This is a genomic window from Paraburkholderia sp. RL17-347-BIC-D, assembly GCF_046027915.1.
Taxonomy (GTDB): domain Bacteria; phylum Pseudomonadota; class Gammaproteobacteria; order Burkholderiales; family Burkholderiaceae; genus Paraburkholderia.
Window position 1 is genome coordinate 1 of the sequence record NZ_JARESS010000149.1, and the last position, 2,683, is coordinate 2,683.

Here is a 2,683-nt window from a genome sequence, read left to right on the forward strand (position 1 = left end):
GAATCGTGGAGGCTGGTTGGTTTAAGTTAATGCGGGTTCGGCGACCGGTGTTTCAAGTTGCCGATAGTAGTTTGCCTCAGCTTCAGCAGGCGGGATGTAGCCGAGGGGTTCCATCAATCGATGATGGTTGAACCAGGCCACCCATTCCAGCGTTGCCAACTCGACGGACTCCCGTGTTTTCCAGGTGCGACGATGAATCAGTTCGGCCTTGTACAAACCGTTGATTGTCTCAGCCAGTGCGTTGTCGTAGCTGTCGCCACGGCTACCAACCGAGGGCTCAATGCCCGCTTCGGCCAGTCGCTCGCTATAGCGAATGCTGACGTATTGCGAGCCTCTGACGCCCTTCTAAAGGTCAAGTAGCAATTTGAACCTGCGCGATCTGGCGGTTTCGCTGCCGAATGAGGTAGTAGACCTCCCGGGCGATATAGCGCTTGAGACAACGAATCGCTTCAAGCTTGGAGTGTCCCTCGCTGACGCGTTTGGCGACATACGCCTTTGTACGAGCGTCAGTTCGTAGTCGACCGATGGCAATGATGTGCAGCGCACTATTGGCAGCGCGGTCGCCGCCGCGATTCAGCCGATGCCGCGTTACCTTTCCCGAAGACGCCGGAACGGGGCTGACGCCGCACAGGGCAGCGAAGCTGGCTTCTGACTGAAGCCGGCTGCTGTTGTCGCCAGCTGTCAGTAACAGCTGCGACGCAGACTCATAGCCGATTGAATTGCGCGAGATCAGATCAGGGGCCAGCTCGTCAACGAGAGCCGCTATCATGACATCGAGGTCGGCAATCTCGTCATGCAGTTCCAGATAGCGACGTCCCAGAGACTTCAGCGTGATCCGGTAAGCAGAAGCCAGGTTCCGGTAGTCGGAGAGATCCGGCCGCCACGCAGCCAATGTGCGAATGAGCTGCATACGGGTCATTGCGCGTAGTGATTCACGCAGTTCATCGGGTGCGCAGACAATCGTATTGTGGATCAGCTGTAAGGCAACTCGACGGGCCGCAATCGCCGTCTTGCGACACACTTTCAGCACGCGCAAGGATTCGATCATGCCGTCGCGGCTTTTGGGTGTGACCGTGCGGATACCAGCGAAAGCAGCGTGGGCGGCGTTCTGTGCATCCAGCGTATCGTCTTTTCCGCGCTTGCGCCGGTCGCTTTTATCCGGCGTGGTAACCTCCAGCACTGTCACATGAGCCTGCTGCAGGTAGCGAAGCAGCCCCGCGCCGTAGCTTCCAGTGCATTCGACGCCGACCCGTGCAAGCTCGCCAAATGACCGCATCCACAACAACATCTGTTTATAGCCGTGCCGGGTAGTCGGGAAGCATTCATTGCCCAACACGCGATCGTGCTCGTCGACGACAGCCACGACATGCAGATCCTTGTGCGTATCAACACCGCCCACGACACTGCGGCGGCCAGCGGTAGCCTCTTCTTCTTTCATACAGCCTTGCTCCGGTTGTCGATAATGGTTTGGGTGATTTCACCGGCATCGAGTACACGGACAAGACAGTAAAGTGACAGAGCGTCAGGCCCTTCTTGAGTCACACGTATCGACGAGGCAAAATCTCGCCGTTCGGCAGTTCCGGATGACCGACAGGTCAGGGGAAAGACAATCAGTCGATCGGAGTGCGGGTCAGGTCGCCCGGAACGCTTTACGGCACCAGAGCTTCCGCAAAAGGCTGTCGTTGTAAATCACAGACCGGCCGGAAACAGCTGGTACCTGTATTCTTACTGTCGGAGTGATGTATCAGCGTTCCATCGCCGCTTGGCCGCCGCGAATAAAGTGCCTGTTCAAGTGCATCCAGAACGAAGTCTGTAGTCATCGACGAACTGACGCGCCAACCGACAATCCGCCGGGCAAACACGTCGATCACGAAGGCCACATAGAGCCAGCCCTGCCACGTCGAGACGTAGGTGAAATCAGAAACCCAGAGCTGGTTTGGCCGGTCTGCCCTGAACTGCCGGTTGACCCGATCCAGCGGGCGCGCAGCTGCCGCATCGGAAATGGTCGTGCGAACACGTTTGCCTCGCATCACGCCACCAAACCCAGTTGCTTCATCAGCCGTTCGACAGTGCAGCGAGCCACCGCGATACGCTCCCGGTTCATCTGCTTCCAGACTTTATCCGCTCCGTAGACCCGCATGTTGGCTTGCCAGACACGCTGAATCTCCGGCCGCAGGCGTTCATCGCGTATCGCACGAGCGCAGCGACGCGACGGATCGCGAAGCTGTGCAGCATGGCGCCGGTAGCCCGACGGGGCAATCCGCAAGACCTTGCAGATCGGCTCGACCCCGAAGGTGTCGCGATGCTGATCGATGAAGGCCTTCAGGACTTCAGGCGGCGGTCGAGCTCCGCCTGGGCGAAAAACGCACTCGCCAGTTTCAGAATCTCGTTGGCGCGGCGCAGTTCCTTGACTTCGCGCTCCAGTGCTTTAAGACGTTCGCGTTCCGACGTGCTCACGCCCTCGCGCTCGCCGCTATCGACTTCATCTCGTTTGACCCACCCCAGCAATGTCTGGCTCGTGCAGCCGATTTTGGGGGCGATGGATTCGATCGCTGCCCACTGTGACGGATACTCGCCCCGATGCTCTTGCACCATGCGCACTGCACGTTCCCGGACTTCAGCAGAAAATTTGTTCGACTTGTTCATAGCTCCATTTTCTCAAGAGTTGGAGCCTCCACCAAAT

General features: G+C 58.3%; 1 protein-coding gene, 2 pseudogenes and 1 other annotated feature. All 3 genes and pseudogenes read right to left on the reverse strand.

All coding sequences use genetic code 11. From position 1 onward, the window contains the following. Positions 1-21: 21 nt before the first annotated feature. Positions 22-336 (reverse strand): annotated as a pseudogene (locus P0D96_RS47725) (integrase core domain-containing protein); the annotation flags it as partial. Positions 337-352: 16 nt separating this feature from the next. After that, on the reverse strand, positions 353-1,438 hold the full coding sequence (locus P0D96_RS47730; protein ID WP_408321263.1) for an IS110 family RNA-guided transposase: 1,086 nt from the start codon (positions 1,436-1,438) through the stop codon (positions 353-355). Between the two features lie 292 nt (positions 1,439-1,730). Then, positions 1,731-2,646: pseudogene (locus tag P0D96_RS47735) on the reverse strand (IS3 family transposase); the annotation flags it as partial. After that, positions 2,252-2,368: a sequence feature (AL1L pseudoknot), on the reverse strand. It overlaps the preceding pseudogene by 117 nt. Positions 2,647-2,683 lie beyond the last annotated feature (37 nt).